Origin of the sequence: Rodentibacter myodis (assembly GCF_001999305.1) — a bacterium.
Taxonomy (GTDB): domain Bacteria; phylum Pseudomonadota; class Gammaproteobacteria; order Enterobacterales; family Pasteurellaceae; genus Rodentibacter; species Rodentibacter myodis.
The window spans coordinates 107,689-114,065 of sequence record NZ_MLHQ01000026.1 but is presented as its reverse complement, the minus strand read 5'-3'; the positions used below and the strand labels follow the sequence as shown (position 1 = coordinate 114,065).

Sequence of the window (6,377 nt, the reverse complement as noted above, 5' to 3'; positions counted from 1 at the left end):
GGTATTTATCACCACAATCAAGGGTGTAGCGGTAGTTGGATTGGGGGGCCATGGGGATCCTCTTTATAAAAACTAGCTATAAAATTTATACTTTGAGTTGTTGATAAAAAAAGCCGCGTCTTGCAAAATTCACTTCATGTTAAAAAATACTGATTTTTTCTATCAAATCTTAATCAATATTAAAACAAGCGATTAACTTCCCTTCAGCGTAAGATTCAAGTTTTGGTTGTTCCAACCGACATTTTTCTGTTGCCTTCCAACAACGCGGATTAAAAGCACAACCTTTCGGTGGATTAATCGGGCTTGGTAATTCCCCTGTTAATTTAATGCGTTCTCGGCGTAAATTTGCCGAAAGACGCGGTGTGGCGGAAAGCAAAGCTTGTGTGTAAGGGTGTTGCGGATTGGCAAAAATTTGCTCGGTTGTGCCTTTTTCCACACAACGTCCAAGATACATCACCATCACTTCATCGGCGATATGTTCTACCACAGAAAGATCGTGTGAAATAAAAACATAGGAAAGTCCCAGTTCATCTTGTAAATCCATCATCAAATTCAATACTTGCGCCCGCACCGATACATCTAAGGCGGATACGGGTTCATCAGCTACCACAATATCGGGTTCTAACATTAAACCGCGGGCAATGGCAATGCGTTGGCGTTGTCCTCCGGAAAACATATGCGGATAGCGATCATAAAATTCTGCTCTGAGTCCCACTTTCGCCATCATTGAAAGCACTTTTTCTTTACGTTCTTTGGCAGAAAGTTTGGTGTTGATGATAAGCGGCTCTTCTAAAATTGCACCGACTTTTTTACGCGGATTGAGCGAAGCATAGGGGTTTTGAAACACGATCTGGATTTTTTGACGGCGTAATGCCTTCGTTTGTGCATCATTTTCTAAGAAATTGCGACCGTTGTAATAAAGTTCCCCTTCCGTTGGGTTTTCAATCATTGTTAGCAAACGCCCAAGTGTGGATTTACCACAGCCCGACTCTCCAACAACGGCAAGGGTTTTACCACGTTCTAATTGAAAAGAGACACCATCCAATGCCTTGACTTGTTGTGGTTTTGCCAATAATCCTTTTTTCACCGGATAATATTTTTTTAAGCCGATGGCATTTAATAACGGCATATCAGACAAGGGCGTATTTTCTTTCATTTCTTTCGACATTGTTTATGCTCCTTGATATTCCACAGGTTCGCCTTGTGCGTTGAGTGGCGTATGGCATTTCACTTTGCGATGGCCAATATGATGTAAATCAGGTTCTGTTTGACGACAATGCTCCGTAGCATAAGGGCAACGTGGATTCAATAAACAACCGGTAGGACGATCATATTTTCCCGGAACAACTCCCGCTAAGGATTGTAAGCGTGATTTTCCTTCCGAAAATTCCGGTAAAGAACGCAATAATGCTTGTGTATAAGGATGTTTTGGTTCACGGAAAATTTCTTCGGCAAGCCCTTCTTCCACCACTTGCCCTGCATACATCACAATAATACGATGTGCCGCCTCCGCCACCAGTGCCAAATCGTGGGTAATCAGAATTAACGACATACATTCCTTTTTCTGTAAGTCGAGTAGCAGATCCACAATTTGTGCTTGAATCGTTACATCTAATGCGGTAGTTGGTTCATCGGCAATTAATAATTTGGGTTTGCAGGCAATCGCCATTGCAATCATCACCCGCTGGCTCATCCCACCGGAAAGTTGGTGTGGATATACATCAATACGGGATTCAGGATCGGGAATCCCTACCAGACGCAACAATTCCAATGTACGTTCACGTCTTTCTTTTTTAGAACCGCCCTCGTGGGTTTTTAAGGCTTCCATAATTTGAAAACCAACCGTATAGGCAGGGTTTAAACTGGTCATTGGATCTTGGAAAATCATTGCTACATCTGCACCAATGAGCGATCGTTTTGTCTTATTATCGAGCGTTAATAAATCTTTGTTTTCAAATATTAACGATTCTGCCGAAACCCGCCCCGGATAATCAATTAATCCCATAATGGCGAGGGAACTCACCGATTTTCCCGAGCCGGATTCGCCAACGATGCCTAATACTTCACCTTGTTCAACTTGATAATTCACGCGATCTACCGCTTTAAACGGTGTTTTTTTATCACCAAAGTGAACAGAAAGTTGTTTTACCTCTAATAATGCCATTCTGCCCCCTATTGTTTAAGTTTTGGATCAAGTGCATCACGCAAACCATCACCCATTAAATTAAAAGCGAGAACCAAAGAAAGAATCACCAACCCGGGAATCGTCACCAACCAATTTGCAGCTTGCATAAAACTACGGGCTTCAGACAACATTGTGCCAAGTTCCGGTGTAGGCGGTTTTGCACCAATACCAAGGAAACCCAAAGTTGCTAGTTCTAAAATGGCATTAGAGATGCCCATAGTCATCTGCACAATTAATGGAGCTAAACAGTTTGGTAAAATCACAATAAACATTAAACGTAAAATACCTGCCCCGGCGACTTTTGAGGAGGTAACATAATCACGTCCTTTTTCATTCATCACAGCCGCCCGGGTTAAACGCACATAGCTTGGAATCGATACTACCGCAATGGCAAGGGTAGCATTCACTAATGAAGGTTCAAGAATGGAAACCACAACGATGGTGAGCAATAAATTGGGGATAGCAAGCATAATATCAATTAAACGAACAATCATCGTGTCCAATACGCCGCCATAATAACCTGCAACCAAGCCAAGACTTGTGCCTAAAACACAAGAAAGCAATACGATCACAAGACCGGCAAACACTGAAATACGTGTACCATAAATAATACGTGAAAGAATATCACGACCAATATCGTCCGTTCCCAATAAATAAGCCGAATTTCCACCTTCGTACCAAGCCGGGGGCAATAAGAGTGCGGCACGGTTTTGTTCGGCAGGATCAAAAGGGGCAATATAAGGGGCAAAAATACTTATTAATGCCACGATAAGAATAAAAATTAAGCCGATTAATGCACCACGATTTTGTTTAAAATAAAACCAAAATTCCTGCAAAGGAGTTCTTGGTGCTAACATTAATGTTGTGTCAGTCATCATTTCCCTCCAATTAATGACGAATACGCGGATTCACCACGCCATAAAGTAAATCAATCATTAAATTCACCACAATAATTATGGTCGCAATAATTAATACTGAGCCTTGTAACACCGGGTAATCACGGGAGTGAATGGCATCAATAATCCATTTCCCAATTCCCGGCCAAGAGAAAATGGTTTCCGTCAGCACCGCGCCGGAAAGTAACTGCCCTACAATTAATCCCACGACAGTGACGACCGGAATCAATGCATTACGCAATGCGTGAACAATTACAACGCGGGGATAGCTCAATCCTTTTGCTTTTGCCGTGCGAATATAGTCTTCACCCAATACTTCCAGCATTGCCGAACGTGTCATTCTTGTGATAATGGCAAGGGGAATTGTACCTAACACAATGGCGGGCAAAATCAACGATTTTACCGCATTGGTAAATGCCCCCGGCACACCAGAAAGCCAAGTATCAATCAGCATAAATCCTGTTGGGGTATCAATCCAAAAGTCATTTTCCAAACGACCGCCTTGCGGCAAGTCAAACCAAGGGGAAACATACAGAATCAAAATCAATCCCCACCAGAAAATAGGCATTGAATAACCGGTAAGCGAGGCAACCGTTACGGTGTGGGAAATCCAACTGTCTTTTTTCACTGCGGCAATCGTACCTAAAATCCCCCCACCCAGTAACGACCAAAACAAAGCAAAGAAGGCAAGTTCTGCGGTTGCAGGAAAAAGCGTGAAAAATTCAGAGAGAACCGGTTGGTTGGTTCGGAAAGATTCGCCAAAGTCCCCTTGAATCACATTCCCAATATAATTGAAATATTGTTGATATAAGGGTAAATCCAATCCCAGTTGGTGCATCATTTGTTGATGAATTTCAGGCGTTAAACCACGCTCTCCCATCATAATTTCCACCGGATCACCGGGGATAAAATGCACCAGTGCAAAGGTCACAAAGGTAATGGCGATAAAGGTTGGGATCACCATCAAAATACGTTTGAAGATAAATTTAAACATTAAATCACCCAACAAAGAAAGGAAAAGTGCGGTCAATTTTCACCGCACTTTTTTAACAAACCAATAGAACAAAGCCAATTTAAAACAAAGCGTTCGGCGATTCTACCGCACTTTCTCTAATTTTGCCAAATGTGCGATGAGCCATTTTATGCCTTGGGCTTGGAAGGCGATTTGTAGGCGGGTGTTGTTATCTGTGCCTTCCACATTAATCACTGTGCCTAAACCAAATTTTTCATGTTTTACTTTTTGTCCCATTTTCCAACCGTTTTCATTTTCCGGAGAAGGGGATAATGTGCCGACTTTGGCAAAGTTCATTGCGCGAGTTACGGTTCCACGTAAACGAATTTCTTGGGTACAATCTTTCGGTAATTCTGCAATAAAACGGGAAGGCAAATGACGTTCTTCTTTTGCATATAAACGGCGACTTTCTGCATAAGAAATAGTGAGTTTTTGTTTCGCCCGTGTAATGCCCACATAAGCCAAGCGGCGTTCTTCTTCTAAACGACCCGGTTCTTCAAAAGAGCGGAAACTTGGGAATAGTCCCTCTTCAACCCCCACGATAAATACACGGGGAAACTCCAGCCCTTTTGCGGAGTGCAAGGTCATCATTTCAACACAAGATTGATGAGGTGAGGCTTGTTCTTCACCTGCCTCAAGGGAGGCGTGGGTTAAAAAGGCGGTGAGTTCCGTCATATCTTCTGCCTCATCAGGTTTGATAAATTCCCGGGTTGCGGTGACCAATTCTTCTAAGTTTTCAATTCGCACTTCGCCCTTTTCGCCTTTTTCCTGTTTGTACATTTCATACAAACCGGAATGTTTAATCACGAAATCCGTTTGGGCAAATAACGGCATTTCGGCAGTATCTACCTGTAAAGAATTAATTAATTCTTGGAAACGTAATAAGGCGGTTGAAGCCCGTCCCGTCAGCATATTTTCTTGTGAGGCAACCTGCACCGCCTGCCATAATGTAATTTGCCGTTCACGGGTTAAGTTGCGCAATATATCTAATGTGCGATCGCCAATACCACGTGTTGGCGTGTTAATTACCCGTTCAAAGGCTGCATCATCTTGGCGATTATTAATCAGGCGTAGATAGGCGAGGGCATCTTTGATTTCTTGCCGTTCAAAAAATCGCATTCCGCCATAAATACGATACGGAATTTGGCATCGGATCAAGGCTTCTTCAATTACACGTGATTGGCTATTACTACGATACAATACGGCACAATCATCCTGTTTGCCGCCGTTGTCGATCCAATCTTGAATTTGTGAGGCGACAAATTTTGCTTCATCTAATTCATTAAATGCCGCATAAATGCCCACTGGATCGCCTTTTTCTCCGTCCGTCCATAAATTTTTGCCAAGGCGATCCGTATTATTGGCGATTAATTCATTTGCGCTGTTTAGAATATTGGCGGTTGAGCGGTAATTTTGTTCAAGGCGAATGGTTTCGGCTTTAAAATCTTTGAGGAATTTTTGTATATTTTCAATTTGTGCGCCACGCCAACCGTAAATGGATTGGTCATCATCCCCTACGATCATCACTTTGCCACTTTGTTCGGCAAGAATTCTGATCCATTTGTATTGGATTTTATTGGTATCTTGAAACTCATCCACCAAAATATGTTGGAAACGTTGTTGATAACGTTGCAAGATTAACGGTTTTTTATCAAACAATTCATAAGCCCGAATTAAAAGCTCGGCAAAATCTACTAAGCCTGCACGATCGCAGGTGTCTTGATAAATCTGATAAATTTTAATCCATTCCCGTTCTTGTCGATCATTAAAATCTTCAATCTCGTTAGGGCGTAAACCTTCATCTTTCTTATTATTGATGTACCAACAGGCTTGTTTGGGCGGAAATGCTTTTTCGTCAAAATTATGTAATTTTAATAGGCGTTTCACTAAACGAAGTTGGTCTTCGGAATCTAAAATTTGGAAATCTTGTGGCAATCCCACATCTAAATGATGGGCGCGCAATAGGCGATGGGCGATACTATGGAAAGTGCCAATCCACATACCAAATAAGTTGGAGGGGGAATGTTTGGCTAGGGTTGCCTGAATACGATGACGCATTTCTGCGGCGGCTTTATTGGTGAAGGTTACCGCCATAATGCTGCCTTCAGAAATATTTTCTACTGCCACCAACCACGCAATTCGGTGAGTTAGCACACGGGTTTTACCACTGCCCGCACCGGCTAAAACCAAGTAATGACCAAGTGGTGCCGCCACCGCTTCACGCTGTTTATCATTTAAGCCATCAAGTAATTCGGAAATGTCCATTATGTTATTTTATCTGTTC

5 protein-coding genes are annotated in these 6,377 nt (G+C 42.4%); all 5 read right to left on the bottom strand.

What is annotated here, in order from left to right:
- Positions 1 to 169 precede the first annotated feature (169 nt).
- The 5 genes from BKL49_RS10390 to uvrD all read right to left on the bottom strand — a co-directional run bounded on the left by BKL49_RS10390 (position 170) and on the right by uvrD (position 6,358).
- Positions 170 to 1,168, bottom strand: a complete 999-nt coding sequence (locus tag BKL49_RS10390; RefSeq protein ID WP_077425170.1) for a peptide ABC transporter ATP-binding protein — start codon at positions 1,166 to 1,168, stop codon at positions 170 to 172.
- 3 nt (positions 1,169 to 1,171) lie between these two features.
- A complete protein-coding gene (gene dppD / locus BKL49_RS10385; protein WP_077425168.1) occupies positions 1,172 to 2,164 on the bottom strand; it encodes a dipeptide ABC transporter ATP-binding protein in 993 nt (330 codons plus the stop codon).
- Between the two features lie 8 nt (positions 2,165 to 2,172).
- Complete coding sequence (locus BKL49_RS10380) at positions 2,173 to 3,060, bottom strand: ABC transporter permease subunit (RefSeq protein ID WP_077425166.1); 888 nt, start codon at positions 3,058 to 3,060, stop codon at positions 2,173 to 2,175.
- Between the two features lie 13 nt (positions 3,061 to 3,073).
- Positions 3,074 to 4,075: an ABC transporter permease subunit gene (locus tag BKL49_RS10375; protein ID WP_167367143.1), complete on the bottom strand. Its 1,002-nt coding sequence runs from the start codon at positions 4,073 to 4,075 to the stop codon at positions 3,074 to 3,076.
- 102 nt (positions 4,076 to 4,177) lie between these two features.
- Positions 4,178 to 6,358 (bottom strand): DNA helicase II, encoded by a 2,181-nt coding sequence (gene uvrD / locus BKL49_RS10370; protein WP_167367142.1) that lies wholly within the window; start codon positions 6,356 to 6,358, stop codon positions 4,178 to 4,180.
- Positions 6,359 to 6,377 lie beyond the last annotated feature (19 nt).

Excerpts from the sequence above, each read along its gene's own strand:
- dppD (WP_077425168.1), bottom strand. The coding sequence starts at position 2,164 with ATGGCATTATTAGAGGTAAAACAACTTTCTGTTCACTTTGGTGATAAA.
- uvrD (WP_167367142.1), bottom strand. The coding sequence starts at position 6,358 with ATGGACATTTCCGAATTACTTGATGGCTTAAATGATAAACAGCGTGAA.
- BKL49_RS10375 (WP_167367143.1), bottom strand. The coding sequence starts at position 4,075 with ATGTTTAAATTTATCTTCAAACGTATTTTGATGGTGATCCCAACCTTT.
- BKL49_RS10380 (WP_077425166.1), bottom strand. The coding sequence starts at position 3,060 with ATGACTGACACAACATTAATGTTAGCACCAAGAACTCCTTTGCAGGAA.
- BKL49_RS10390 (WP_077425170.1), bottom strand. The coding sequence starts at position 1,168 with ATGTCGAAAGAAATGAAAGAAAATACGCCCTTGTCTGATATGCCGTTA.